General features: G+C 43.8%; 24 protein-coding genes and 1 tRNA gene. 22 read left to right on the top strand and 3 right to left on the bottom strand.

Features of this window, described 5'->3' with window-relative positions; translation table 11 throughout:
• The first annotated feature begins 8 nt into the window (after positions 1-8).
• The 22 genes from ihfA to H0W44_06470 all read left to right on the top strand — a co-directional run bounded on the left by ihfA (position 9) and on the right by H0W44_06470 (position 21,684).
• Positions 9-311: an integration host factor subunit alpha gene (gene ihfA, locus H0W44_06575; GenBank protein MBA3582102.1), complete on the top strand. Its 303-nt coding sequence runs from the start codon at positions 9-11 to the stop codon at positions 309-311.
• Complete coding sequence (locus H0W44_06570; protein MBA3582101.1) at positions 289-645, top strand: MerR family transcriptional regulator; 357 nt, start codon at positions 289-291, stop codon at positions 643-645. Before ihfA ends, H0W44_06570 begins: the two co-directional genes overlap by 23 nt.
• A gap of 32 nt (positions 646-677) precedes the next feature.
• Positions 678-754 (top strand) — tRNA-Pro (locus tag H0W44_06565).
• A 65-nt stretch (positions 755-819) separates the two neighbouring features.
• Positions 820-2,475, top strand: a complete 1,656-nt coding sequence (locus tag H0W44_06560) for a PAS domain-containing protein (protein ID MBA3582100.1) — start codon at positions 820-822, stop codon at positions 2,473-2,475.
• A 47-nt stretch (positions 2,476-2,522) separates the two neighbouring features.
• On the top strand, positions 2,523-4,250 hold the full coding sequence (gene recJ, locus H0W44_06555) for a single-stranded-DNA-specific exonuclease RecJ (protein MBA3582099.1): 1,728 nt from the start codon (positions 2,523-2,525) through the stop codon (positions 4,248-4,250).
• Between the two features lie 81 nt (positions 4,251-4,331).
• Positions 4,332-5,430, top strand: a protein-coding gene (gene prfB, locus H0W44_06550) for a peptide chain release factor 2 (GenBank protein MBA3582098.1) whose coding sequence is annotated in 2 segments (ribosomal slippage) — positions 4,332-4,406 and positions 4,408-5,430 — 1,098 coding nt in all. Because the reading frame shifts where the segments join, the coding sequence is not laid out codon by codon here.
• 3 nt (positions 5,431-5,433) lie between these two features.
• Positions 5,434-6,954 (top strand): lysine--tRNA ligase, encoded by a 1,521-nt coding sequence (gene lysS, locus H0W44_06545; protein ID MBA3582097.1) that lies wholly within the window; start codon positions 5,434-5,436, stop codon positions 6,952-6,954.
• 98 nt (positions 6,955-7,052) lie between these two features.
• Positions 7,053-8,129, top strand: a complete 1,077-nt coding sequence (gene hrcA, locus H0W44_06540) for a heat-inducible transcriptional repressor HrcA (GenBank protein ID MBA3582096.1) — start codon at positions 7,053-7,055, stop codon at positions 8,127-8,129.
• Between the two features lie 143 nt (positions 8,130-8,272).
• On the top strand, positions 8,273-8,839 hold the full coding sequence (gene grpE / locus H0W44_06535; GenBank protein MBA3582095.1) for a nucleotide exchange factor GrpE: 567 nt from the start codon (positions 8,273-8,275) through the stop codon (positions 8,837-8,839).
• 86 nt (positions 8,840-8,925) lie between these two features.
• Positions 8,926-10,845, top strand: coding sequence for a molecular chaperone DnaK (gene dnaK, locus H0W44_06530; protein MBA3582094.1), 1,920 nt, complete (start codon positions 8,926-8,928; stop codon positions 10,843-10,845).
• Between the two features lie 100 nt (positions 10,846-10,945).
• A complete protein-coding gene (dnaJ, locus tag H0W44_06525; protein MBA3582093.1) occupies positions 10,946-12,076 on the top strand; it encodes a molecular chaperone DnaJ in 1,131 nt (376 codons plus the stop codon).
• 64 nt (positions 12,077-12,140) lie between these two features.
• Positions 12,141-12,944, top strand: coding sequence for a 4-hydroxy-tetrahydrodipicolinate reductase (dapB, locus tag H0W44_06520; GenBank protein MBA3582092.1), 804 nt, complete (start codon positions 12,141-12,143; stop codon positions 12,942-12,944).
• Positions 12,945-12,968: 24 nt separating this feature from the next.
• Positions 12,969-13,907 carry an ACP S-malonyltransferase gene (gene fabD / locus H0W44_06515; GenBank protein ID MBA3582091.1) on the top strand — a complete coding sequence of 313 codons (939 nt, stop codon included), beginning with the start codon at positions 12,969-12,971 and terminating at the stop codon, positions 13,905-13,907.
• A gap of 30 nt (positions 13,908-13,937) precedes the next feature.
• Positions 13,938-14,684 (top strand): 3-oxoacyl-ACP reductase FabG, encoded by a 747-nt coding sequence (gene fabG / locus H0W44_06510; GenBank protein ID MBA3582090.1) that lies wholly within the window; start codon positions 13,938-13,940, stop codon positions 14,682-14,684.
• Between the two features lie 124 nt (positions 14,685-14,808).
• Positions 14,809-15,042, top strand: coding sequence for an acyl carrier protein (gene acpP, locus H0W44_06505; GenBank protein ID MBA3582089.1), 234 nt, complete (start codon positions 14,809-14,811; stop codon positions 15,040-15,042).
• Positions 15,043-15,192: 150 nt separating this feature from the next.
• Positions 15,193-16,437 carry a beta-ketoacyl-ACP synthase II gene (fabF, locus tag H0W44_06500; GenBank protein MBA3582088.1) on the top strand — a complete coding sequence of 415 codons (1,245 nt, stop codon included), beginning with the start codon at positions 15,193-15,195 and terminating at the stop codon, positions 16,435-16,437.
• Positions 16,438-16,494: 57 nt separating this feature from the next.
• Positions 16,495-17,835 (top strand): aminodeoxychorismate synthase component I, encoded by a 1,341-nt coding sequence (locus H0W44_06495; GenBank protein MBA3582087.1) that lies wholly within the window; start codon positions 16,495-16,497, stop codon positions 17,833-17,835.
• Complete coding sequence (pabC, locus tag H0W44_06490) at positions 17,832-18,659, top strand: aminodeoxychorismate lyase (GenBank protein ID MBA3582086.1); 828 nt, start codon at positions 17,832-17,834, stop codon at positions 18,657-18,659. The genes H0W44_06495 and pabC overlap by 4 nt, the downstream gene beginning before the upstream one ends.
• An 8-nt stretch (positions 18,660-18,667) precedes the next feature.
• A complete protein-coding gene (mltG, locus tag H0W44_06485; protein ID MBA3582085.1) occupies positions 18,668-19,672 on the top strand; it encodes an endolytic transglycosylase MltG in 1,005 nt (334 codons plus the stop codon).
• A complete protein-coding gene (locus tag H0W44_06480) occupies positions 19,669-20,307 on the top strand; it encodes a dTMP kinase (GenBank protein ID MBA3582084.1) in 639 nt (212 codons plus the stop codon). The genes mltG and H0W44_06480 overlap by 4 nt, the downstream gene beginning before the upstream one ends.
• A 13-nt stretch (positions 20,308-20,320) precedes the next feature.
• Positions 20,321-21,325: a DNA polymerase III subunit delta' gene (locus tag H0W44_06475; GenBank protein MBA3582083.1), complete on the top strand. Its 1,005-nt coding sequence runs from the start codon at positions 20,321-20,323 to the stop codon at positions 21,323-21,325.
• Positions 21,326-21,333: 8 nt separating this feature from the next.
• Positions 21,334-21,684, top strand: coding sequence for a PilZ domain-containing protein (locus tag H0W44_06470; protein MBA3582082.1), 351 nt, complete (start codon positions 21,334-21,336; stop codon positions 21,682-21,684).
• Between the two features lie 5 nt (positions 21,685-21,689).
• Here H0W44_06470 and H0W44_06465 read toward each other — a convergent pair whose 3' ends face one another.
• The 3 genes from H0W44_06465 to H0W44_06455 all read right to left on the bottom strand — a co-directional run bounded on the left by H0W44_06465 (position 21,690) and on the right by H0W44_06455 (position 26,494).
• Positions 21,690-22,526, bottom strand: a complete 837-nt coding sequence (locus H0W44_06465) for a hypothetical protein (protein MBA3582081.1) — start codon at positions 22,524-22,526, stop codon at positions 21,690-21,692.
• A 159-nt stretch (positions 22,527-22,685) separates the two neighbouring features.
• Positions 22,686-25,064 (bottom strand): TonB-dependent receptor, encoded by a 2,379-nt coding sequence (locus tag H0W44_06460; GenBank protein MBA3582080.1) that lies wholly within the window; start codon positions 25,062-25,064, stop codon positions 22,686-22,688.
• A gap of 164 nt (positions 25,065-25,228) precedes the next feature.
• Positions 25,229-26,494 carry a 6-phosphofructokinase gene (locus H0W44_06455; GenBank protein ID MBA3582079.1) on the bottom strand — a complete coding sequence of 422 codons (1,266 nt, stop codon included), beginning with the start codon at positions 26,492-26,494 and terminating at the stop codon, positions 25,229-25,231.
• Between the last annotated feature and the right edge of the window lie 64 nt (positions 26,495-26,558).

The raw sequence follows: 26,558 nt of genomic DNA, 5'->3' as shown, positions 1-26,558 counted from the left end.
GCGTTAACATGGCACTCACCAAAGCTGAAATGGCCGAGATGCTGTTCGATGAACTCGGACTGAACAAGCGTGAAGCCAAGGAATTGGTGGAGTTATTTTTTATCGAAGTGCGCGACGCCTTAGCTAAAGGTGATGAAGTAAAGTTATCAGGTTTTGGTAATTTTACCTTGCGTACCAAAAATCAACGACCCGGCCGAAATCCTAAAACGGGCGAAGAGATACCTATCTCAGCGCGGCGCGTAGTGACATTCCGGCCAGGACAAAAACTGAAAGCACGAGTGGAAGCGTATGCTGGAAGCCAGCAACAATAACGAATTACTTGCGATACCTAACAAACGTTACTTCACAATTGGTGAAGTCAGCGAGTTGTGCAGTGTCAAACCGCATGTATTGCGTTATTGGGAACAAGAATTTTCACATCTTAAACCCGTTAAGCGTCGTGGTAACCGCCGTTATTATCAACGTCATGATGTGATTCTGATTCGGCAAATTCGTAGTTTATTATATGACCAAGGCTACACTATCGGCGGCGCGCGTTTGCAGTTATCCGGCGAAACCGCAAAAGACGACACCTCTCAAAGCCAACAAATTATTCACCAGATCCGCGTTGAACTCGAAGAGATCTTGCAAATCTTAAAACGTTAAGATGTTTTTTGGTTATAATGCGCCCGCTTTGTCGGGGCGTAGCGCAGCCTGGTAGCGCACCACGCTGGGGGTGTGGTGGTCGCAGGTTCAAATCCTGCCGTCCCGACCAAATTCATACTTATATATACTCATTAGCCAAACTATAAGCTCGGGCAGGGGCTGCCAGGAGTATTAATGAAAGACAATGCCGGCAGTAATCAATCACGCACCACCCACTCGGGCAACTTATCGGTTATCACCGACAATAGATCTACCTCTCACGCAATTGAGTGGTTGTGGTCTGATGCAAAAGTTGAGCAGCAAGTCCGCTTTGTCAAAGCCATTTATGATACGAGTCCGAACGCTATTTATTTGTTCGACGTCATTGAACGTAAAACATTATTTAATAGTAGAGGTGCTTTGCAGGTGTTGGGTTACAGCACCCAGCAACTTATAGATATGGGTGGCGAGTTGTTACCCGCCGTAATGCATCCCGATGATGCGGCACATATGGAACAACATTTTGCTGCGTTGCTGCATTCCAATGACAATGAAACACCCCTAGAAGCAACTTACCGTTTAAAAGCAAATGATGGTCAATGGCGATGGTTTCATAGTCGCGATTCAATTTATGAGCGCGACGCTGATGGGCGTGTCCGTTTAATTGTCGGCACTGCACAAGATATTACCGAATATCAAACCGCATTAGATCAATTAAGTCAGATGCAAAAAATGGAAGCCATTGGTAATTTAGCCGGCGGCGTTGCGCATGACTTTAATAATTTGCTTTCCGGTATTTTAGGTTACGCTGAATTATTACAAGAACAATCAACACCGAATAGCACCGCTAGCGAATACGTCGAAGCAATTTTAGGCGCAGGTGAACGCGCGCGTGATTTAGCCGAGCAATTATTAGCTTTTGCTCGTAAACAACCCATATCACCAGAATATTTAGACATCAATCGTTGCTTACATGAATTGCAACCCATGTTGCGACGTTTATTGCGCGAAGATATTCGTTTGGAAATTAATTGCGCAGCTCAACTACCGATGATTTGGTTTGATGCAACCCAACTTGATCAAATTATTATGAATCTTGCTTTAAATGCGCAAGATGCCATGATCGATGGCGGACGTTTAGCGCTTGATGTCTACACACGCCGTGCACCTAATCAAGATGCGCAACCCATTGTGATTGTGGAAGTGACAGATACCGGTACTGGCATGCGCGAAGAACAATTACAGCGTATTTTCGAACCCTTTTATACGACTAAACAACAAGGCAATGGATTAGGTTTGTCGACGGTATATGCATTAGTGAAACAGCATGAAGGGCGCATTAGTGTTAAAAGCACGTTAGGGAAAGGCAGTTGTTTTATTCTGGAGCTGCCAGCGCGTGACATGCAAGCAGCGCACGCGCCATTAGTAGGCGCATCATCTATTACATCGGATATTAAATTAGCTAATGACACAGGTGCAGTATTAATCGTTGAAGATGATTCGACCGTACGTACTTTTATGGTAACGGCCTTGCGTGCAGCGAACATTAAAGTATTTTCTGCGGGTGGCACCGCTGAAGCACGAGCGCTGATGCAAGAATGTGGTTCGGAAATTAGTTTATTGCTTAGCGATGTAGTAATGCCCGACGGTTCTGGTGTTAAGTTATATCAACAACTCAATGCAGTGTATCCGCAATTAAACGTATTATACGTTTCTGGTTATGATGCAGAATGGTTGTTGGAATATCATGACGTGCCGCGCAATAAATTATTATTTAAACCCGTGCAACGCCAATTATTAGTCCAACGCATTAAACGAATCTTGCGCAGTGCTCGTTATAGTGCTGCTTGATTAATTGTTAAGCGCTATTTTTTGATTTATAACTTGCCTTGTCTCACATCCATAAAAAGATTCAACGTCGCAATATTGTTAATCAACTCGTTTGGTCCAGCGATGTACATCCAATTTTACGTCAGGTTTTAGCCCATCGTCACATTGGATCAGTTGACGAATTAAATTGTAGCTTAAATAAATTATACGATGCGCAAGCTTTGTCTGGTTTAGAGCAAGCTGCCGAATTATTAGCTGACGCCATCATAAGCAATCAACGCATTTTAATTATGGGCGACTTTGATGCCGACGGCGCAACGAGCAGTGCGTTAGCGGTACGCGCGCTACGCGCAATGGGAGCGCAACAAGTTGATTTTTTAGTGCCTAACCGTTTTGAATTTGGTTATGGTTTAACGCCCGAAATTGTCGCGATAGCCGCGCAACGAAAACCAGATTGGTTACTGACTGTTGATAACGGCATCTCTAGTCATGCGGGAGTACTTGCTGCGAATGCAGCAGGGATCGGCGTCATTATCACCGATCATCATTTACCGGGCGCACATTTACCCGCCGCGCGCGTTATCGTAAATCCAAATTTACCGAATGATACTTTCCCAAGTAAAAATCTTGCGGGTGTCGGCGTAATATTTTATGTTTTGTCTGCGGTGCGCGCTGCTTTACGCAAACGTGCATGGTTTAACGAAACACGAATAGCACCTAATCTTGCCCAATGGTTAGATTTAGTCGCACTCGGCACGGTTGCCGATGTGGTGCCACTCGATCACAACAATCGCATTTTAGTTGAACAAGGATTACGTCGCATACGAGCGAAACAATGTGTACCGGGTATTCAGGCTTTGTTAGCTGTAGCCGGACGTTCAGCACAAGAATTGCTCGCTAGTGATTTAGGTTTTGTAGTTGCGCCGCGGCTTAATGCAGCCGGGCGTTTAGATGACATGGCTTTAGGTATTCGTTGTTTATTGACTGATGATGCGAACGAAGCGCGTCAATTAGCTGAACGTTTGGATGCGTTTAATAAAGAACGGCGCGTCATTGAGCGTGACATGCAAACGCAAGCATTGGATAAATTATCTGCGCTCATCAAAAAACTGGCAGGCGCGAAATTGCCAGCGGGCTTGGCTTTGTTCGATAGCGAATGGCACCCGGGCGTTATTGGTATTTTAGCAGCGCGAATTAAAGAAACGTTTCATCGTCCGGTGATTGCTTTTGCGCCCAGTGAACAAATGAATTTTATTAAAGGCTCGGCGCGTTCAATTCCAGGCGTGCATATTCGCGATTGTTTGGAATGGGTGCATGCGCAGTATCCGAGTTTAATCCAAAGTTTTGGTGGTCATGCAATGGCGGCAGGTTTAACGATTGCGCAGAGTGCATTAAGTGATTTCCAGGCGGCCTTTGCACAAGCGGTGGAATATTACGCACAAGATGTTGAATTAGGCGAAGCCATTATTTGGTCCGATGGTGAATTAGATGCCGCCGATCTCACTTTAGAAACAGCGCAAGTCTTACGTGATGCCGCACCATGGGGGCAGCGTTTCGCTGAGCCTATATTTGATGGGTATTTTGAGGTAGTGGAACGTAGAATTGTCGGAGAATCGCATCTCAAATTAAAACTAAATTTAGCGGGCCGTGTATTCGACGCCATTGCATTTAATGAAACGGGAGAAAGCTGGCAAAATATTCAACGTGTGCGTGCAAGTTATAAACTTGATATTAACTTCTATACAGACCAACGAAAACTACAATTACAAATCACCCATATTGAAGCGGCCGATTAAGCAGCGTTAGTAATTGCCCGCCTATTTCGTGTATCATGACGCGCATCGTGTCTTCTAGAAAAAACTCAGTAGATAAAAATTATGCTCGAAATTAACGCCGTCACTGCTCATATTGCCGATTTAACGCTGCGCCTAGATTCGCTCAGGGGGTATCTTTGACTATGCCGCCAAACAAGAACGTTTAGAAGAAGTTAATCGCGAACTGGAAACAGGCAACATCTGGAATAATCCCGAACGCGCGCAAGCCTTAGGCAAAGAGCGCGCAGCCTTAGAAATTATTGTAAACGTCATTGGCAACACCGCCGCACAAATCGCCGATACCGCTGAACTCTTAGCCTTAGCACGCGCCGAAAATGACATCGACACTATCGAATCCATCGCCGTTGATTTAGCGCAATGCGAACAACGCGTCGCTGCTTTAGAATTTCGTCGTATGTTTTCCGGCGAAATGGATAGTCATAATGCCTTCCTTGATATTCAAGCCGGCTCCGGCGGCACCGAAGCGCAAGACTGGGCCGAAATATTATTGCGTATGTATTTGCGTTGGTCAGAAGCTAAAGGTTTCAAAGCAGAAATTATTGAGCTATCACCCGGTGAAGTAGCAGGTATTAAAAGCGCTACGATTAAAGTGGATGGTGATTATGCCTATGGTTGGTTACGCACCGAAACCGGCGTGCATCGCTTAGTCCGTAAATCACCGTTTGATTCTGGCAATCGTCGTCATACGTCATTTAGCGCGGTGTTTTTATCGCCTGAAATTGATGACGATATTGATATTGAAATTAACCCGGCTGATTTACGCGTTGACGTGTATCGTGCCAGCGGCGCCGGCGGACAACACGTTAATAAAACTGAATCGGCTATTCGCATCACGCATGTGCCTACTAATACAGTTGTGCAATGTCAAAGCGATCGTTCACAACATAAAAATCGCGATACGGCGATGAAGCAATTAAAAGCCAAACTTTACGAATTAGAAGTACAAAAACGTAATGTCGCGTCACAAGCACTAGAAGATAGTAAGTCGGATATTGGCTGGGGCAGTCAAATCCGCTCATATGTATTAGATCAATCAAGAATTAAAGATTTGCGTACTAATATCGAAACCTCTAATACTCAAGCCGTCTTAGACGGTGATTTGGATAAATTCATTGAAGCAAGTTTAAAAGCTGGATTATAAATCATGACCGATAAAAATCACGAAGCCGCTGACTCGACCGTTGAAAAACCGGATGAAAATAAACTCATCGCATTGCGTCGCGAAAAATTAGGAAAATTGCGCGAACAAGGTCAAGCCTATCCCAATGATTTTCGGCGCGATGCTTTAGCTGCAAAATTACATACGCAATATAATGATAAAACCGCGGAAGAATTAGAAGCGCTTAAATTACGTGTAGCGGTAGCAGGCCGCATGATGGCGAAACGCATAATGGGCAAAGCTAGTTTTACTCACTTACAAGACATGTCAGGTCAAGTGCAATTATTTGTCCAGCGCGATAGTTTGCCAGAAGGTGTTTACGATGCATTTAAAACGTGGGATATCGGCGATATCGTCGGCGCCCAAGGCGTCTTGTTTAAAACTAAAACCGGTGAACTCAGCGTAAAAATTGACAGTTTACAATTATTAACTAAATCGCTACGGCCATTACCCGAAAAATTCCATGGCTTGTCTGATACAGAACAACGCTATCGTCAACGTTATGTTGATTTAATCATGAACGCAGAAGCCCGTGCAGTGTTTCATTTGCGCACGCGCGTGATTAACTTTATTCGTCAATATTTAAATGGTCTAGAGTTTGTTGAAGTTGAAACACCGATGATGCAAGTTATTCCGGGTGGCGCAACCGCAAGACCTTTTGTTACGCATCATCATGCTTTAGATATGACGCTGTATTTGCGCATCGCGCCAGAGTTATATTTAAAACGTTTAGTCGTAGGTGGTTTTGAAAAAGTCTACGAGATCAATCGAAACTTTCGTAATGAAGGCGTGTCGACTCGCCACAATCCAGAATTTACCATGTTAGAGTTTTACCAGTCGTATGCTGATTATCACGATTTGATGAATCTTACTGAAGACATGCTGCGTAAATTAGCTGAAACAACTTTAGGCAGCAGCAAAATCCAATATCAAGATGAGCGCTATGATTTTGCTGAACCGTTTGTACGCATGAGCGTGCGCGAAGCGATTTTAAAATTTAATCCGCAACTTAGCGGTGATGACATCGACGATCTGAGTCGCGCCAGCGCGTATGCAAAAAGTATTGGTATTGCGCTGAAACCTACTTATGGTTTAGGTAAAATTCAAATTGAAATATTCGAAAAAACGGCTGAAGAAAAATTACGTCAACCGACTTTTATAACTGCATATCCCGCTGAAGTATCACCATTGGCGCGGCGCAACGACGACAATCCTTTTGTTACTGATCGTTTTGAATTTTTTGTCGGCGGCCGTGAAATTGCGAATGGTTTTTCAGAATTAAATGATCCGGAAGATCAAGCTGAACGTTTCAAAAAGCAAGTCGATGAAAAAGCCGCTGGCGATGAAGAGGCAATGCATTATGATGCTGATTATATTCGCGCCCTAGAATATGGTTTACCGCCTACTGCAGGCGAGGGTATAGGCATTGATCGTTTGGTGATGTTGTTAGCCAATGCGCCGTCGATTCGTGATGTCTTACTGTTTCCGCATATGCGACCAGAATAATAATGCGCGTATGAAATGCATAAGCAAGTAAACACGAAGTTGTTCAGCATTTAACGCTAATATATTGCTGTAATGCGTTAATCTGTCAGAATACGACTATGACTGATTCTCCTGTTTTTCATCCTGACCCCACGTTTCATTCTTTAGATGAGCGTTCACAGCAATTACTCAAAACTCTGATTGAACGTTATATTCGTGACGGCGAGCCGATAGGGTCACGTACTTTATTGCAGGATTCGTTGATGGATTTGAGTCCCGCGACGATTCGTCATGTGATGGCGGATTTAGAGGGCATGGGTTTGGTGCGCTCGCCACATACTTCTGCTGGACGTATTCCGACTGCTAAAGGCTATCGCGTCTTTGTTGACACGATGTTAAACATCAAACCTTTGCATGATGTGGAAATCGAAAGCCTAAAATTACAACTGGGTTTAACGCGAGATAACAAAACCTTACTAAAGTCGGCGAGCACGGTGTTATCCGATATCACGCGCTTTGCGGGTTTGGTCATGGTACCTAGACCTGAAGCGGCAGCTTTGCGCCAAGTAGAGTTTTTACCTTTAAGCAATCGACGGGTATTGGCATTGTTGATCGTCAATGACAAGGAAATTCAAAACCGTGTCGTACATGTAGATCGTGATTACAGTCGTGATGAATTACAGCAAGCGGCGAATTTTATTAATGCGCATTTTTCGGGTCGTGATTTAGGCGGCATTCAAGAACGTTTACGCCATGATTTGTTGCAGGCGCAAGAACAGTTAAATCATTTGATGAAACTCGTGATTGAAATGTCGGGGCAGGTATTTTCATTAGATCCTCAACAAACCGGCGATGATTTATTTGTTGATGGCCAGACTAATTTAATGAACGTCAAAGATTTATCCGATATGGAAAAGCTCAAGCAATTGTTTGAAGCATTCAATAAAAAACGCGACATTCTGCATTTACTGGATCGTTGTCAGCAGGCTGATGGCGTACAGATTTATATAGGTCAAGAGTCGGGCTACCAAGCGCTGGATGATTGCAGCGTTATTACTGCGCCATATTCTGTCGGTGGCGAAGTAATTGGGGTGTTAGGTGTAGTGGGACCCACGCGCATGGCTTACGATCGGGTGATTCCTATTGTAGACATCACCGCCAAATTACTCAGTGCAGCATTGTCTGAGCAATCATAAATAAGCATCCCGAATTGACCGGATGGGGTCGCAAATTATCGTTATCTTTTATATAGTGCGCCTCCGCTGAATCCTTAGCAGCCCTTGAAATCCTTGGATTTAGCCCCAGTTACTAGAACTTCGTATTGTCAAAAGAGTATGTTATGTCCGCAGAACAACCCGTCGATCAAAGCCCGCTCGATCAAGCTGAAGCCCATGTGCAAGTGGAGCTCGACTCAACTGAAATACCTTCTGAATTAAGCGTATTACAAGAACAGCTGGCGGCGGCACAGCAAAAAATTGCTGAGCAGTGGGACCAAGGATTACGGGCCCGCGCGGAGCTGGATAATGCCCAAAAACGCGCTCAGCGCGATTTAGAAAATGCGCATAAATACAGTATTGAAAAAATGGCTTTAGATATTTTAAGCGTTCGTGACAGCTTGGAATTAGGCTTAGCCGCAGCGGATAAATCAAATGATATAGCCACTTTGCGCGAAGGCGTGGATTTGACCTTGAAACAATTAGCGCAAGCCATGGAGCGTTATCAAATCAAAGTGCTTGATCCTATAAATGAAAAGTTTAATCCAGATTGGCATCAAGCCATGTCTATGCAAGAAAGTGCCGAACAACCCGCGAACACCATCATTCAAGTACTGCAAAAAGGTTATCGCTTGCATGAACGTTTATTACGGCCCGCCTTGGTGGTTATCGCTAAAGCACCGGCTAACTAAAACCACATTGAAGACTTGAAATACACAACCTGAGCCTTATATATGAGGCATCAAATTATTAAGCATAAGCTTGCGGAGATTTAAACATGGGTAAAATTATTGGTATTGACTTAGGCACCACCAATTCTTGCGTAGCAGTGATGGAAGGTGGCAAAGCCAAAGTAATTGAAAATAGCGAAGGTGATCGCACTACACCTTCCACCGTAGCTTTTGCGGAAGACGACGAAATTCTCGTTGGTCAAGCAGCCAAGCGCCAAGCGGTTACGAATCCACAAAATACACTTTATGCCGTCAAACGATTGATTGGTCGTCGCTTTGATGAAAAAGAAGTGCAAAAAGATATTCAATTAGTACCTTATAAAATTGTTAAAGCTGACAACGGCGACGCGTGGGTAGAAGCGCGTGGCAAGCGTATGGCTGCGCCGGAAATTTCTGCGCGCGTTTTAATGAAAATGAAAAAAACGGCAGAAGATTATTTAGGTGAAACCGTCAGCGAAGCAGTTATTACCGTTCCTGCTTATTTTAATGATTCACAACGTCAAGCAACTAAAGACGCAGGACGAATTGCAGGTTTAGATGTTAAGCGCATCATCAACGAACCTACTGCCGCTGCATTGGCTTACGGCATGGATAAAAATCGTGGCGACGCTAAAATTGCCGTGTACGATTTAGGTGGCGGTACTTTCGATATTTCTATTATTGAAATTGCTGAAATTGATGGCGAACATCAATTTGAAGTATTGGCAACCAATGGCGACACTTTCTTAGGCGGTGAAGATTTTGATCGCCGTTTAATTGAATTCTTATTAGCTGAATTCAAAAAAGAACAAGGCATTGATATTAAAAATGATCCTTTAGCTATGCAGCGACTAAAAGAAGCGGCAGAAAAAGCTAAAATCGAATTATCTTCTGCCACACAGACCGACATTAATTTGCCGTACATTACGGCAGATAACACCGGTCCGAAACATTTAAATCTAAAAATTACGCGCGCAAAATTAGAATCATTAGTCGATGACTTGATTCAAAATACGATTGCGCCATGTAAACAAGCATTAAAAGATGCAGGCTTGACCGCTGAACAGGTTACCGATGTGATTTTAGTAGGTGGCCAAACGCGTATGCCAAAAGTACAACAAGCAGTACGCGAATTCTTTGGTCAAGAGCCGCGCAAAGATGTAAATCCTGATGAAGCCGTTGCCATTGGCGCTGCTATTCAAGGTGGCGTATTAGGCGGCGAAGTTAAAGACGTATTATTGTTAGACGTTACCCCGTTATCGTTAGGTATTGAAACGATGGGTGGGGTCATGACCAAACTCATCGAAAAAAATACCACGATTCCGACCAAAGCGAATCAAGTATTTTCTACCGCAGAAAACAATCAAACTGCCGTTACCGTGCACGTGTTACAAGGTGAGCGCGAAATTGCTTCTGGCAATAAATCACTGGGTCGTTTTGATTTAAATGATATTCCGCCTGCACCGCGCGGCACACCGCAAATCGAAGTGAATTTCGATATCGATGCCAACGGTATTTTAAACGTATCGGCTAAAGATAAAGCCACAGGCAAGCAACAATCTATCGTGATTAAAGCATCTAGCGGTTTAAGCGATGCTGAAATTGAACGCATGGTGAAAGATGCAGAAGCGAATGCCGAAGAAGATCGTAAATTGCGTGAGCGCATCGATGCACGTAATCAAGCAGATACGATGATTAATGCCGCCGAAAAATCCTTGACGGATTTGGGCGATAAAGCAGAAACCAGTGATAAACAAGCGGTGCAAACGGCGATTAGCGCATTGCAAGAAGCGTTAAAAAATGATGACTTAGATGCGATTAAAGAAAAAACCACGGCTTTAACTGAAGCTGCGGGTAACTTAGCGCAAAAAGCTTATGCTCAACAAGCGGGTAATCAAGAACAAGCGAATTCATCACAAAGCACAGAAGCCAATAACGATGGTGATGTCGTCGACGCTGATTACGAAGAAGTAAAAGAAGACAAATAAGAATTTTTGTTTATGACATTATAAACAATGACCGGCATGATGATTAACCATTGCCCAGTAGCTTTGCTATTGGGCAATGTGTTTTAGATACGAGATCGCAATGGCAAAATCTGATTATTACGAAACTTTAGGCGTTGCAAAAAACGCTAGTGACGAAGAAATTAAAAAAGCTTATCGCCGTTTAGCGATGAAGCATCATCCTGATCGCAATCCTGATTCGAAAGAAGCCGAAGAAAAATTCAAAGAAGCGAAAGAAGCTTACGAAATTTTATCCGATTCCCAAAAACGCAGTGCGTATGATCAATTTGGTCATGCCGGCGTAAGTGGCATGGGTGGCGGCGCTGGCGCGCAACATGGCAATGGTAACTTCAGTGATATTTTTGGCGATGTGTTTGGTGATATTTTTGGCGGTGGTGGACGTGGCGGTAATCGCGTTTATCGCGGCGCTGATTTGCAATATCGTTTAGATATTTCACTAGAAGATGCCGTTAACGGTACTGAAGTAAAAATTCGCATTCCGACGATGGAAATATGCGATACCTGTGACGGTTCCGGTGCGAAAAAGGGCAGCAAACCACAAACCTGTACTACTTGTGGTGGTGTTGGCCAAGTACGTATGCAGCAAGGCTTTTTTTCCGTACAACAAACGTGTCCACGTTGTCATGGTCGCGGTCAAATAATTAGCGATCCGTGTAATGCTTGTCGCGGTGAAGGTCGTTTACAAAAAAATAAAACCTTATCTGTCAAAGTACCCGCCGGTGTCGATACCGGAGATCGTATTCGTTTAAGCGGTGAAGGCGAAGCAGGCCAGAACAATGGCCCTGCCGGCGATTTATATGTGCAGATTAATGTTAAAGCGCACGCCATTTTTAAACGTGATGACAACAATCTTTTATGCTTAGTCCCCATCAGTATTGTGATTGCAGCACTCGGCGGTGAAGTTGAAATTCCTACGCTTGATGGTCGTGTTAAATTAAAAATTCCTAGCGAAACTCAAAGTGATAAAGTTTTTCGCATTCGCGGCAAAGGCGTAAAACCTGTGCGCGGCGGCGCGCGCGGTGATTTGTTATGCCAAGTGCAAGTTGAAATTCCGGTGAATTTATCCAGCGAGCAAAAAGATTTGCTGAATAAATTTGCACAAAGCATGGCTAAAGATAACGGCAAACACAGCCCCCAAGAACGCGGCTGGCGTGATCATGTAAAAAAGTTTTTTGATGATATGAAACTCTAAGCTGCGCGATGGGCATGGCTTCCGTATAATGACGCGCATTCTATAAACGAAGTAGACGATACTTATGATTCGAATTGGAATTCACGGCGCTGCCGGTCGCATGGGTCGCGCTTTGATCGAAGCTTGTCAAACACATCCCGAACTCACCTTAGGCGCAGCGCTTGAACGTGGCGGCAGTGGCATTATCGGTACGGATGCCGGCTTGCTGGCAGGCGTCGGTGAAGTGGGTGTGGTTATCAATGATTCCATCCTCGCGGTTGTTGATCAATTTGATGTGTTAGTAGATTTCACGCGCCCCGAACCTAGTCTGCAAGCATTACAAATCTGCAGTCAACACGGCAAAAAAATGGTCATCGGCACTACCGGCTTTGATGACGCTCAAAAACAAATTATTAATGACTGCGCACAAACTATCGGCATTATGTTCGCGCCGAATATGAGTGTCGGCGTCAATCTCTGCTTCAAATTATTAGAAATCGCCGCCCGTGTTTTAGGTGACGATGTTGATATCGAAATTATCGAAGCCCATCATCGTCATAAAGTCGACGCACCATCCGGCACTGCTTTACGCATGGGTGAAGTAGTCGCGGAAGCCCTAGGTCGCGATTTAAAAAACTGCGCTGTGTATGGTCGTGAAGGTCATACCGGTGAACGTGCTCCAGGCACGATTGGTTTTGAAACCATTCGCGCAGGCGATATTGTCGGTGATCACACGGTGATGTTTGCCGATATTGGTGAGCGAGTAGAAATCACGCACAAAGCCAGTAGTCGCATGACCTTTGCTAAAGGCGCGATGCGTGCGGCGCATTGGTTACATACCAAGCCCCATGGTTTGTTTGATATGCAAGACGTATTAGGTCTGCGTTAAGTCGTCAGTACACACGAGGATATTATGAGTTTTGCAATTTTGTTTCCGGGACAAGGTTCCCAGTCAGTCAATATGTTGGCCGAATTACGTGCCACACATAGTGTTGCGCAAGAAAGCTTTGCTGAAGCGACAGAGGCCTTAGGCTACGATTTGTGGCACATCATTAGCGAAAATCCAGACGATAAACTCAATAAAACTGAATACACTCAGCCAGCAATGTTGGCGGCAGGCGTAGCGACATGGCGTGTGTGGCAAAGTTTAAAAGGTCCTCAGCCCGCGTATTTAGCAGGACATAGCTTAGGCGAATACACAGCTTTAGTAGCGGCCGGCTCTATAGCTTATGCCGATGCTTTACGTATTGTCGCGGAACGCGGCCGTCTGATGCAGGCAGCCGTACCGGAAGGTCAAGGCGCTATGGCGGCTATTTTAGGCTTAGAAGATGAACAAGTGCGGCAACTCTGCCGCGATGCGGCGCAAGGCGACATTGTTGAAGCGGTTAATTTCAATTCGCCTGGTCAAGTGGTGATTGCCGGTCAAAGCGCCGCGGTTGCTCGTGCAATTGAATTAGCCAAACCGGCTGGCGCAAAAATGGCGCGCTTATTACCCGTGAGCGTACCTTCGCATAGCAGTTTAATGCGGGGAGCCGCAGAAAAGCTGGCCGTACATTTACGTAACATTGAAGTCAAAGCACCGACTATTCCGGTATTGCATAATATTGATGCCCAGGCACGTAACAGTGCAGCGGATATCATTAGCGCGCTACAACAACAGCTGCACAGTCCTGTGTTATGGGTAGACACCATTAAACATATTCAAGCGCAGGACATTATCAACTTAGCTGAATTAGGCCCAGGCAAGGTATTAGCCGGTTTATGCAAGCGGATTGATCGCGAGTTAAAAGGTTATGCGGCTGACACTACTGAAGGCATGCAGCAAACTCTCGATGCTTTTCGCAGTCTTTGATTAAATACCAAAAATAAAAGGGAAGTCTGGATGAATTTCTTAAGCGGAGAAATAGCCTTAGTCACTGGCGCGAGTCGCGGCATTGGCCAAGCGATCGCGCTGGAATTAGGCCGTCAAGGAGCATTTGTGATCGGTACCGCCACATCAGAAACTGGTGCACAAAAGATCTCTAACTATTTGAAAGAAAAAGAAATAAACGGCGTCGGAAAAATGTTAGATGTTAAAGACAACAGTGCAATCGAACAGTTGATTGAAACCATCAGCAAAGATCACGGCGCGGTTAGCATATTAATTAATAACGCCGGCATTACCCGCGATAACTTATTGCTGCGGATGAAAGCGGAAGAGTGGGATGACATTATCCAAACAAATTTATCCTCCATTTTTCGTGTTTCTAAAGCGGTATTGAGAGGCATGACCAAAGCACGTAAAGGCCGTATTATCAGCATCGCTTCCGTAGTTGGTTCGACAGGTAATCCCGGTCAAGCGAATTATGCCGCTGCCAAAGCGGGCGTAATCGGCTTTAGCAAATCATTAGCACGAGAAATCGGTTCTAGAGGCATCACTGTCAACGTGGTGGCGCCCGGATTTATCGATACCGACATGACACGCGACTTACCCGAAGCGCAGCGTGATTCATTAATCAGTCAAATCCCATTAAATCGTTTGGGACGTGCAGAAGATATCGCTCAGGCCGTGGCTTTTTTAGCCTCACCTGCGGCGATGTACATCACCGGTGAAACATTACATGTTAACGGCGGGATGTATATGAGCTAGACTGCGCAGGCAGTCAGCCCAAGAACGGGGAATTTGAATTCAGCAAGACAGTAGATTGCTGAGGACGTTTTCACTACAATAGCGACCGCGCAAAGCCGCATAATATTTGGAGGCCTTTTGGACCATGAGTAACGTGGAAGAACGAGTTAAAAAGATTGTTATCGAACAGTTGGGCGTTAAAGAAGAAGAAGTCACGAATGCTGCGTCATTCGTTGATGATCTTGGCGCAGATTCCCTAGACATCGTCGAATTAGTCATGGCGCTGGAAGAAGAGTTTGAAATGGAAATTCCTGATGAAGAGGCTGAAAAAATTGCCACTGTTCAGGATGCCATCAACTACGTCACTAGCCATTCATAAATCGGTACGGTGGTAATATCTTATAGCCGCTATCTCACACGGGATCGCGGCTATATTTATGTATAGGGTTTGGCATAGTTATATTCTTCGCTATGCACGCCCTGCAAAACATTTTCAGTGTTAATCGATTGTCATCAGGAGCCAAACAATATGTCAAAACGTCGCGTCGTCATAACGGGTCTTGGTTGCATTACTCCGTTGGGCAACAACGTCAAAGACACCTGGAACAATATATTAGCGGGTAAATCCGGCGCAGCGCCGATCACGCATTTTGATGCGTCAGAATATTCGGTTCGTTTTGCCTGTGGCGTAAAAGATTTTGATCCTGAAGCATTTGGCATCGAACGCAAAGAACAGCGCAAGATGGATATTTTTGTGCAATATGGTCTCGCCGCAGCAGTAGAAGCAATTGCTGATTCTGGTTTAGTCGTCACAGAAGAAAATGCGGGCCGCATTGGCGCAGCGATTGGCTCAGGCATTGGTGGCTTGCCTTACATCGAAAACACGCACAATATTTTATTAGCGGGTGGTCCTCGCAAAGTTACCCCATTTTTTGTACCGGCTAGCATCATTAATATGATTGCCGGTAATTTATCAATTCGTTATGGCTTTCAAGGCCCTAACATCGCTATCGTCACCGCTTGCACAACTGGCACCCACAACATTGGTGAAGCCGCACGTATGATTCAATACGGCGATGCTGATGTGATGATTGCAGGCGGCGCAGAAATGGCGACTTCCCCATTAGGTCTAGCTGGTTTTGCAGCAGCGCGTGCTTTATCAACACGTAATGATGATCCACAAACCGCGAGTCGTCCGTGGGACAAAGAGCGTGATGGTTTTGTTTTAGGTGACGGCGCAGGCGTATTAGTGCTTGAAGAATACGAATTCGCTAAAAAACGTGGCGCAAAAATTTATGCTGAAATAGCGGGCTATGGTATGAGCGGTGATGCTTATCATATGACCTCACCACGTGAAAATGGCTCAGGTGCAAAAACGTGCATGTTAAATGCACTGCGCGATGCCAAAGCAAATCCTACCGACGTGCATTACATTAATGCGCACGGCACTTCCACACCGGCAGGTGATGCAGCAGAAACCATGGCCATTAAAGGTGCTTTTGGTGACTACGCATATAAAGTAGCAGTGAGTTCTACTAAATCAATGACCGGGCATTTGCTTGGCGCAGCTGGCGGTGTAGAAGCCGTCTTCAGTGCTCTAGCGATTCGCGATCAAGTTGCACCACCTACTATCAATTTAGTGAATCCTGATCCTGAATGCGATCTTGATTATGTGCCAGGCACTGCAAGACCATTAAAAATCGATTTAGTCATTTCCAATTCATTTGGTTTTGGTGGTACTAACGGCACATTGGCGTTGCGTCGTATTAGTTAAAACCTGCGACGTGGTGTTTCGCTCATGCGCTACCCACTAGAAACTCCTTTTTGTGACATGGCGGATTTGTGCGAACTAAATCCGCAACGTTATCCCTTTTTACTCGAAAGCGTCACCGGCAATGTCGTCGGGCATCGTTACGATATTTTGTTGGCGTTTCCAGGCGAACGTTTAGAACTGCGCCACAATAGTCAACATGAGCATCTAAGTGGTTCAGCGCCCGTTGATATGGAGCAGGGCAATTTTTTAAATGCACTCGATCAATGGCTTGCTCAAGAACAACATAGTTTTACGCATCCCAATGACGAAATATTTTCCAATGGCTGGTTTTTATATTTAGGTTACGAACTCGCTCGCCAAATTGAACCGAGGGTTGCCGCACACAATATCAAAAAAAATTATTCCTTAATCGCAGCAGCGGTCCGCCATAAAGTTGCTCTTGTGCACGATCATCAAACGCAACAACGGTGGATTGCTTATGAAACATCGGCAGCAGATGTTGTTGAAACAATTCTTAACGACATACAGTTATGCAATAAAAAAATGGAAGCCATTAATGAATTAAAAATCGAGCATCTTCACGAAGATTCAGCACAACAACATTTAAATAATATCGCGCACTGCAAAAACCATATACACAATGGCGATATTTTCCAAGCAAACTTATCGCGGGAATGGAATATTACGCTTAGCGATTCCGTCAATCCTAGTAATTTATATAAACGCTTACGCAAACATAATCCCGCGCCATTTGCTGCGCTGGCACAGTTTGCGGATTTTAATATTATCAGCTCATCGCCGGAACGTTTAGTGCGCGTGCAGAATGGTTTCGTAGACACTCGACCCATTGCCGGCACACGACCACGCGGCAGCACTGCAGATGCGGATCAAGCCTTAATCCAAGAATTATTAGATACGCCCAAAGAACGCGCTGAGCATATTATGCTAATTGATTTAGAGCGCAACGACTTAGGCCGTATCAGCGAAGCCGGTAGCGTTGAAGTAAATGAACTCATGAGCGTTGAATCATATGCTCACGTGCACCACATTGTTTCCAACATCCGCGGACGTCTACGCAAAAATGTAAGCGTGGGTGACATTATTCGCGCAGTATTCCCCGGCGGCACCATTACAGGTTGCCCAAAAGTACGTTGCATGGAAATTTTAGCGCAACTAGAAGGTTGCGCGCGCGGACCTTACACTGGCAGCTTAGGTTATTTAAATTTAAACGGCGTTATGGATTTAAATATTTTGATTCGCACCTTAGTTCAACAAAATAATATTGTGCGTTTACGTGCGGGCGGCGGCATTGTTGCCGATTCAGAACCTGTTGCTGAATTAAACGAAACACGCAGCAAAGCCAAAGGCTTATTGCGAGCGTTAGGGCTTAATGCATGAAATGGTGTATTCATAAAGAAGATTCAGACATAACAAACTTTACGTTCTTAAATGAACGCGGCTTTGCCTATGGCGATGGTGTTTTTGAAACGATTCGTGTTGTAAATGGCAAATTGCCCCTGTGGTCATTACACTGGCAACGATTACAACAAAGTTTAATTCGACTAAAAATTGAAGCGCTGAACGAACAAGCTATCCTTGATCAGATTAATGCACTGACGTCAAAACAGGGCGAATATAAAATAAAAATAATTGTTACGCGCAGTAATAATATTGACCCAAGTAAAACCTATACGCCAGATAATCATGCTGCGCAGTGTTACATTGGCGTTGCGCCTTTAAATTCATCTAAAATAAAAAATAACACGCGCAAACTGGTGCAACTAAATACTCAGCTAGCCAAACAGCCGTTGCTTGCGGGTTTAAAACATTTAAATCGACTCGAGCAAGTCATGGCCAGCATAGAACTAAGCACGCAATCAGCAGACGAGGGCATTGTCTGTGACACTGATAATTTTATTATTGAATGCACGCGACATAATATTTTTTGGGTTAGCGATAACTGTCTTTATACGCCCGATTTAGGCTTTGCCGGCGTTGCTGGCGTAATGCGGCAGTGGATTTTAGAACAAGCGAGCTCGCTTAATATCTCTTACAGAATAGCCCGCTATCCAGCTGACGCATTAAAAACGGCAGATGAAGTGTTTATTAGTAATGCTATACACGGTATTGTAGCGGTGTCATCGATAGATTCGCGCTTATACTCTCAAACTGCTATTAGTCAAAAATTACAGGAGCGAGCGCAGCAGCAGCTCGGCTTTTAAGGACAAACATGCGCAATCTTATTCGCTTATTTAAACTCAGTATTTTAGTGATTGTTGTGATTACTTTATTGTTATTGCATAAAGTCAATCAACCCTTGCATTTAAGTGAGCCTTATACTTTACGTATCGCAGCTGGCAGCAATTTACAAGCTGTGACTCAACAATTACAAGAACATCACGTATTAAAAGAAACGTACAGCTTACGAATTTATGCGCGCGTGTTACGCAAAGCCAACAAAATACAAGCGGGCGATTACCGACTAACTCCTGGTGTAACGGGCGCCGAAGCGTTAGATATGTGGGTTAATGGCAAAGTTATATTATATGAATTCACTATTATTGAAGGCTGGAGTTTCCGCGAACTGTGGCAATCATTAAAAAACAGTTCTTACATCGAACATACTTTGCCTGACAATGCTGCACCTAAGTTTATTATGGAGAAATTAGGTTATGCGGGCGAACATCCCGAAGGTCGTTTTTTCCCTGATACTTATCGTTTTCCTAGTGGAACAACGGATGTTGATTTTTTACGCCGCGCGTATAAAACCATGGACACGAATTTGCGGATGATATGGCAAGAACGCGAACTAGGTTTGCCACTCAACAACGCCTATGAAGCATTAATATTGGCTTCCATTGTAGAAAAAGAAACCGGTGCTGCGCATGAGCGGCCGTTAATTGCAGCCGTATTCATTAATCGTTTAAGAAAAAATATGCGCTTACAAACAGACCCCACCATTATTTATGGTATTGGCGAAACTTATGACGGCAATATTCGCTTAAAAGATTTGCGCAAAGACGGTGCTTATAACACTTACACTCGCGCAGGATTAACACCAACCCCGATTGCAATGCCAGGTCATGATGCCCTATATGCCGCAGTACATCCTGCGGATAGTGATGCTTTGTTTTTTGTATCACGTGGTAATGGCACCCATGTTTTCTCTAAAGACCTACGTGATCATGAAGCAGCAGTTGACAAATTCCAACGAAAAATAAAGAAACCGAAATGAGCGCCATAGGAAAATTAATTACACTCGAAGGTGGCGAAGGTGTTGGTAAAAGCACAAACGCGATATTTATTCGTGATTACTTGCAGGCGCAAGGTTTGTCAGTAGTATTAACACGTGAGCCAGGCGGTACGCAATTAGGCGAAAAAATTCGGGCATTGTTATTAGCGCCAGAGGAAAAGATTCATCCACTTAGCGAATTATTATTAATGTTTGCAGCGCGGGCACCACATATAGAAGACGTTATTAAGCCCGCCTTGCAACAAGGTGCATGGGTCATTTGTGATCGTTTTGTCGATGCGTCTTATGCATATCAAGGCGGCGGGCGAGGTTTAGCATTTGATACCATCTCCGCCATTGAAAAAACTATCCTGCAAGATTTTAAAGCAGATTTAACATTATTGTTTGACGCTGATCCCGCGCAACTAACGAGTAGACTAACAGAGCGCGGCATCGCTAAAGATCGCTTCGAACGCGAAGCTGTTGATTTTTTTCAGCGAGTGCGCGAGGCTTACCTAGCGCGTGCAGCTAGCGATCCAGTTCGCTACCGAATAGTTGATGCAGCACAAAACTTAAACATCGTGCAAAAAGAATTGCAAACCCATTTGCAGCAATTTATAAGTTCTGCTTCTTTATGAAAAAATCTCCATTATGAGTTTTTTAAATTGGCATCCGGCGCAATTAGCACAACTGCAACAACGTGCAGCACAACAGTCTTTGCCGCATGCTTTATTGTTTCAAGGACAAGCGGGCATCGGCAAAACCAGTTTCGCCATGGAATTTGCACGTGGTTTATTATGTGAAAGACCCATTGGCCAAATGCCATGCGGCGAATGTCACGCCTGCAAAATGACTTTAGCGGGCAGCCATCCCGATTTATTACGCATTGAACGCGAGGTAAATGATGAAGGCAAAGTCAGCAAAGAAATTAAAATTGATCAGATTCGTGATTTATGTGAACGCTTTACGCAAACCTCACAATTTGGGCATTATAAAATTGCCGTCATTTCACCCGCAGAACGCATGAATCGAAATGCAGCTAATAGTTTGTTAAAAACCTTGGAAGAACCTGTTCCACAAACGCTAATTATTTTAGTAACGTCAGAGCCGAGCAGATTATTGCCGACTATTCGCAGTCGTTGCCAACGTTTAGTTTTCCAACAACCAGAATTTCCCTCCATTAAAACCTGGTTAACACAGCATTGTCCTAATGAAGATCCTCAAGGGTTATTAAACGCTGCTGAAGGTGCGCCTATGCATGCGGTTCATCTTGTCGAAAGCGGTATGCTTAATTTACGTGACAAATTACTTCGCCAGTTTTTACGGGTAGCTAAGCAGCAAGAAGATCCCTTACAGTTTGCGAAACAATGCTTAGAAGGTGATTCGGATATTGTTTTAAGCTGGTTAGTGCGTTGCGTAGAAGATATTGCGTTGCTGCAAGCGGATAGTCAGCAGTCATTATCAACCTTGTCGTCAGCGGAACTCGCCCAGAGCTTGCAAGTCCTCGCCAAGCAGATAGACTTAGCAGAAGTTATGCATTACATCGATAAGCTTCGCACCGCAAAACGGCTATTGAATACTAATGCGAACAGCTTATTGATTTTTGAAAGTTTAATGTTGGATTGGGTCGATATTACTCAACCAGTAACTACTTAGGAGCATTTATGTCAGCAGTTGGCACTCGTCAGGGGATACTTTCACTTACGATCAAAGATAAAGGCGCGTTATATTCCGCCTATATGCCCTTTGTAAAAAATGGCGGTTTATTCATTCCCACCAGCAAGCCTTATAAATTGGGTGATGAAGTGTTTATGTTACTGACTTTAATGGACGAGACCGATAAGTTACCGGTTGCCGGCAAAATCGTTTGGATTACGCCTGCTGGCGCACAAGGCAACAAAACCGCCGGTATTGGTGTGCAATTTGGCGAACAAGATAATGGTCAAACGCGTAATAAGATCGAAGGATATTTAGCCGGTGCGCTCAAGGCAGATCGTCCTACTCACACAATGTAAGTTTACTATTTGAGCTTTATTGCAGAGTGCTGTAACTCTTCATCATGGAGTGTTTCGGCGCTGTCTTGTTCTTCCCACGGCAAGTCGCGATAAGCCAACTGAGTTTGTTGGCCAAAAATTGGCGCTTTAACAATTTCAAAATACGGCGAATAATCAAAATCCGACGGTGTATATAAACGAAAGTTACGTCGATACATACGGATATCACCCGCAGCCGTTTTACGAAATATGGGCCGAATCGGAAAACGCACACTCGCAAACGCTTCAGCTAACATGGTCGAACACACTGTTTTAGCGATTTTACTTTCGCCAAACAAAGTTGAATGCCACCGCTTCGGAATAAAAGGGTAAGGCGCAAGAAAACGCGCTAAATCAATCAATTGGCGTACATCATATTCCGTGCCTAATCGACTAATAGAATAAGCTACAACAGCGTGCGCATCATCGCTAGATAAACCTTTAGGTCTACAAATGCGCAAATGTTCACCACGGTATTTTGCTAATGAAGTAATCACCGTGCCACGGCCTAATAATGCTTCAACGACCAAGGGTTCATCAGGCTGAGCAGGATAGTGTTGCAGAATTAATTCGCGTAATTTTTCATCTTGGATACCTGTCAAAGGACCTATATAAATACCGGCATGGGTCCATGGGCTCATGGTGATAGTGCGAATAATACTGCTGACGCGTGTTTGACCTTCAACCAATAATACATCTGCAAATCGAATGTTAGCCAACAAGCTATCAAAGTCGGTGAGGGCGATACGATCCGCTACCGACAGATCCTTATTTAACCAACGTGTTGCCACCGTTAGAAGTTTTTTGGAGATGCGTTTAAACACGAACAACCTTTATTCTGGGCAGTAGAGAAATAGCGGCCAATGCGCGCCAAACTACAAATAAAATCTGCCCTCATCATAGACCAAATTACGTTTATCCGCAGCCAAACAAAAGGCGCTCATAAACACCAACATGAGCGCCTTTCAGTAAATGCTGATTACTTATTTAAAACGATACGTAAAATTAACTAAGTAATTACGACCCGGTGCAGTCCAAACATAATGCGGCGCTTCACCACTACTGATATCAGACAAGAAAGGCACATCGCCACCCGCAACCGCTGTGATTTTATCGGTAATATTTTTACCCACTAACGCCGCTTCCCAAATCCCATCGGCATGACCCAGCGCTAAACGCAGATCATATTTGGTATATGCATCTTGTTTATCCAGAGGATCTAAATCCGCTTCAAAGAAATAAGCGTCCGTATAATTTGCATCACCTTGAATCGTCCAATTTAAATCATTCATTGGAATGATATAACGCGCATATACATTAGCCGTCCACTCAGGCGCAAACGGTAAGGTTTGGCCTGATAAATCAGTCGAACCAATCGGAATGTCTAATGGTGATGTACCTGTAATAGTACAACGTCCTGCGAGATACGCTGCTGCCACGGGTGAAGTGCAGGGCGCATTATTGAATTTATCAAACTCAGCTTTGACATACGCCACGCTACCACCCGCCTCTAAACTTTCAGTTACGAGCCATTGAGTATCTATTTCAAAACCGGTGGTGGTTGCTTCTGCAGCATTACTCACTACAAAATTTGTACCGACGAGTGTAGAGGTTTGTAAGTTTTCAAACTGCGTATAAAACAATGCTATGTTTAAGCGAGTTGCGCCATCATTTAAATTGAACTTACTGCCTAATTCCAAAGAAGCAGATGTTTCTGGATCATAAGCAAACTCATCGCGATAATCAGGATTAAACGCAGGATTGGCCGATTCTTGATCTTCATTAAAACCACCGGCTTTAAAACCCGTAGAAACACCTGCATATAACATGGCAGTAGCATCAGGCTCCCACTGAAAATTAACAGAAGGCGTGAACTCTGTATCGGTACGTGATTGAGTAAAACTATGTTTATCAAAACCTAAACCTAACATCGGTGTCTGCAATAAAACATTTTCTGTTTCAGTACCGTAATTAGCAATATATTGATTTTTGCTTACTTCCTTTCGCACACTGCTGTAACGACCGCCTAATGTTAATTTGGTGTTAGCAGGCAACTTAATACTGCCTTGCGCAAATACTGCGGCAGTAGTGCCATCTTGTTCAAAGTTATTAATGATGGATGCCGTCAGAAAATTAAATTGGGAATTTAAAATACCTAACGTTTTTCCATGTAAATCACTGCGCACATGACTATCTAAATTATCTTGCTGATAATAAACGCCGCCGATATATTCAATATTTTCACCGGCAGGGGAGGTAATACGAATTTCTTGACTTAACTGATCAAATGCTTGTTGACGTTCGCGAAAAATTAACGGTAATGGCGTAAAGTCAACGTCTTTAGCATTTTGATAATCGTAATCGGTGTAGCCCGTAACATATGTCATAACCAAACCATCTTTTAAAGCATGATCAAGACTAAAAACTAAATTCTGAGTGTCGGTTGTATCAAACTCTTTATATTGTTTATCCGCGTTATCCGAGCCACTATGCACCGTCGTATCAAGAGTCGTTTCATGGGTAGGATCGGCGAGTTGAAATAAATTTCCCCAAGAAGCAGTAGGAGTGAAATTACCATTAACCGTCATTTGAGTAGTGCTATTTAAACGTTCATAACTGCCTAACTCTGCTTTAATAAACATATTTACATTTTCATTTACGGCAATGTCTAAACTACCCCGAAGGGTATGATCATCATCTTGCGGTACATCACCAGGCGCACCTTCAACATTCGTTGTGGCATTTGTATTTTCTAAATAACCATCCATTTGATGAGCGTTAACTACAAAACGACCTTTAATTTTTTCAGTCAATGGCCCTGAAATAATGCCCGTTATTTGATCATCACCGTATTCAATGCCAACGGTAGCAGAGGCACTCGCTTCAAACGTATCTGTGGGACGATTAGTAACAACGCTGATCGCGCCGGCAATAGTGTTTTGACCAAACAAAATACCTTGTGGGCCTTTCACGACTTCAACACGATTTACATCGACTAAAGCACTTCGATATTGACGACCGCGACTCATATAAACGCCATCAATATACATACCCACTGATTGCTCAAATCCTTCGTTATCGCCAGAACCTAAACCACGCATATGTATATTTGTATCATCACTAACATCTATTGATAGGCCGGGGACATATGCAGCAACAGCTGTCATATCATTTAATAACATTTGTTGCATTTTTCGACCTGAAACAGCGGTAACAGATAGGGGCACGTCTTGTAAATTTTGTTCGCGTTTTTGAGCGGTTACAACAATTTCATCAAGCGCGGCTGCGAACGCCGGTTGCAGCATTAAGATTGAGAAGCAGGCAACAGAAGTAGTAATAACTGGATGTTTATATAGAGACATAAATCCCCCTCGAAATATGGTTTCATTATAAATTTGAATAGCGAAAGATATTATAGCGCTTTGTGATTGCACCATAAGATCCACAATATGACCCGATGGTGCAACATTCGATGATGTTAGTCTAGTACAGACCGTTAAAAACAAAAGGCAAAACGGAAGGGAAATTACTTTTTCAAATTAAATTCGGTATTTAACTTTTTTGTAACCGAAATATTCTGCAAGCGCACATACTTTGGCAAACCATTGTGATAGGGAGGGTAGTCTTCACCTTGAATGAGGGGACTTAAATAATTTCGGCATGCTTCTGTAATACCAAAACCATCTGCAGTAATAAAATCACGTGGCATTTTTTTCTCAACATTCGCGACATCAGCCAATGAAGCAACACCTACTTTCCAAGCATAAGGCTGATCTGAAATGCGTTCTATCGTTGGCATCACTGCATTTTTGCCCGCAAGCGCAAATTCCACTGCTGCTTTACCCATCGCATACGCTTGTTCAACATCGGTTTTTGAAGCTATGTGTCTTGCCGCACGTTGTAAGTAATCGGCTACTGCCCAATGATATTTGTAGCCTAATTTTAATTTAATTAATTCTGCAATCGTCGGCGCAACGCCGCCTAGTTGCGCATGACCAAATGCATCTTTGCCGCCAGCCTCGGCTAAGAATTGACCATTCGCATTACGCACACCTTCTGATACTACGATGCAACAATAACCATATTGATCAACCGACTCTTTAACACGGCTTAAAAATGCCGCTTCATCAAAAGCAATTTCTGGAAATAAAATAATATGCGGAGCATCGCCCTTAAATTCTTGCGCCAAACCTCCAGCCGCTGCAATCCAACCCGCATGTCGACCCATAACTTCCATCACAAAAACTTTAGTTGATGTCTTGGCCATCGACGCAACATCAAACGCAGCTTCTTTAATGGATACCGCAACATATTTAGCAACGGAACCAAAACCAGGGCAGTTATCAGTAATCGGCAAATCGTTATCCACGGTTTTTGGTACACCAATACAGATCATTGGATAACCCATTTTTTCGCCAAGCTGAGAAATTTTATGTGACGTATCTTGTGAATCACCGCCACCGTTATAGAAAAAATAACCAATATCATGCGCTTTAAATACTTCGATCAGACGTTCATATTCCGCTTTGTTTTCTTCTAAGCCTTTAAGTTTGTAACGACAAGAACCAAATGCACCTGCTGGCGTGTGACGTAATGCAGCGATGGATTCTGCTGACTCTAAACTCGTATCAATTAAATCTTCTGTTAACGCACCAATGATGCCGTTGCGTCCTGCATACACTTTACCGATTTTATCTGGATGTAGACGTGCTGTTTCAATAAGACCTGCAGCAGTGGCATTGATAACGGCAGTAACACCACCGGATTGCGCATAAAATGCATTTTTTGGCATAACAGATTCTCTCTATAAATTAATATAATGAATAACATGCTTATATAAAGAAGCCGCCTGTTTT

The sequence above is a fragment of the Gammaproteobacteria bacterium genome (assembly GCA_013817245.1).
Classification (GTDB): Bacteria; Pseudomonadota; Gammaproteobacteria; order HTCC5015; family HTCC5015; genus JACDDA01.
This window is presented reverse-complemented; position numbering and strand designations above follow the sequence as displayed.

What these genes read in the sequence shown, in the direction of transcription:
- ihfA (MBA3582102.1), top strand. Translation starts at nt 9, where the DNA reads ATGGCACTCACCAAAGCTGAAATGGCCGAGATGCTGTTCGATGAACTC.
- H0W44_06570 (MBA3582101.1), top strand. Translation starts at nt 289, where the DNA reads ATGCTGGAAGCCAGCAACAATAACGAATTACTTGCGATACCTAACAAA.
- H0W44_06560 (MBA3582100.1), top strand. Translation starts at nt 820, where the DNA reads ATGAAAGACAATGCCGGCAGTAATCAATCACGCACCACCCACTCGGGC.
- lysS (MBA3582097.1), top strand. Translation starts at nt 5,434, where the DNA reads ATGACCGATAAAAATCACGAAGCCGCTGACTCGACCGTTGAAAAACCG.
- hrcA (MBA3582096.1), top strand. Translation starts at nt 7,053, where the DNA reads ATGACTGATTCTCCTGTTTTTCATCCTGACCCCACGTTTCATTCTTTA.
- grpE (MBA3582095.1), top strand. Translation starts at nt 8,273, where the DNA reads ATGTCCGCAGAACAACCCGTCGATCAAAGCCCGCTCGATCAAGCTGAA.
- dnaK (MBA3582094.1), top strand. Translation starts at nt 8,926, where the DNA reads ATGGGTAAAATTATTGGTATTGACTTAGGCACCACCAATTCTTGCGTA.
- dnaJ (MBA3582093.1), top strand. Translation starts at nt 10,946, where the DNA reads ATGGCAAAATCTGATTATTACGAAACTTTAGGCGTTGCAAAAAACGCT.
- dapB (MBA3582092.1), top strand. Translation starts at nt 12,141, where the DNA reads ATGATTCGAATTGGAATTCACGGCGCTGCCGGTCGCATGGGTCGCGCT.
- fabD (MBA3582091.1), top strand. Translation starts at nt 12,969, where the DNA reads ATGAGTTTTGCAATTTTGTTTCCGGGACAAGGTTCCCAGTCAGTCAAT.
- fabG (MBA3582090.1), top strand. Translation starts at nt 13,938, where the DNA reads ATGAATTTCTTAAGCGGAGAAATAGCCTTAGTCACTGGCGCGAGTCGC.
- acpP (MBA3582089.1), top strand. Translation starts at nt 14,809, where the DNA reads ATGAGTAACGTGGAAGAACGAGTTAAAAAGATTGTTATCGAACAGTTG.
- fabF (MBA3582088.1), top strand. Translation starts at nt 15,193, where the DNA reads ATGTCAAAACGTCGCGTCGTCATAACGGGTCTTGGTTGCATTACTCCG.
- H0W44_06495 (MBA3582087.1), top strand. Translation starts at nt 16,495, where the DNA reads ATGGCGGATTTGTGCGAACTAAATCCGCAACGTTATCCCTTTTTACTC.
- pabC (MBA3582086.1), top strand. Translation starts at nt 17,832, where the DNA reads ATGAAATGGTGTATTCATAAAGAAGATTCAGACATAACAAACTTTACG.
- mltG (MBA3582085.1), top strand. Translation starts at nt 18,668, where the DNA reads ATGCGCAATCTTATTCGCTTATTTAAACTCAGTATTTTAGTGATTGTT.
- H0W44_06480 (MBA3582084.1), top strand. Translation starts at nt 19,669, where the DNA reads ATGAGCGCCATAGGAAAATTAATTACACTCGAAGGTGGCGAAGGTGTT.
- H0W44_06475 (MBA3582083.1), top strand. Translation starts at nt 20,321, where the DNA reads ATGAGTTTTTTAAATTGGCATCCGGCGCAATTAGCACAACTGCAACAA.
- H0W44_06470 (MBA3582082.1), top strand. Translation starts at nt 21,334, where the DNA reads ATGTCAGCAGTTGGCACTCGTCAGGGGATACTTTCACTTACGATCAAA.
- H0W44_06460 (MBA3582080.1), bottom strand. Translation starts at nt 25,064, where the DNA reads ATGTCTCTATATAAACATCCAGTTATTACTACTTCTGTTGCCTGCTTC.
- H0W44_06455 (MBA3582079.1), bottom strand. Translation starts at nt 26,494, where the DNA reads ATGCCAAAAAATGCATTTTATGCGCAATCCGGTGGTGTTACTGCCGTT.